The organism is Bartonella sp. TT110JLCBS, assembly GCF_042193405.1.
In the GTDB taxonomy this organism is placed as follows: domain Bacteria; phylum Pseudomonadota; class Alphaproteobacteria; order Rhizobiales; family Rhizobiaceae; genus Bartonella.
Window position 1 is genome coordinate 326 of record NZ_JBHILT010000235.1, and the last position, 316, is coordinate 641.

The following is a 316-nucleotide window of genomic DNA, read 5'->3' on the forward strand; positions in this document are numbered from 1 at the left end:
GCAAATGCTTTATCGGCAGTCTGGACAATACAAGTTCCAGCGAATCTTGCTAGTTGTCTGTGTAGTAATAACGTTACCATTCTTGCTCCTGGCTATGACTGATCCAAATACTTGGATGTTTTGGATTTGGGGTTGGTATGGCCCATGGGGTTATTGGTACTATTATGGTCGTTATGACTGGGGTTATTACTCTGGACGCTACAATGATTATTATTGATAATGCAGCAGAACAGCCATCCCCCAGGGAGGGGCGATTGAGCGCAGGGCTTACTGACAGCGAAACGAGTAACCGTGATACTCGCGCTGACAGTGAGAC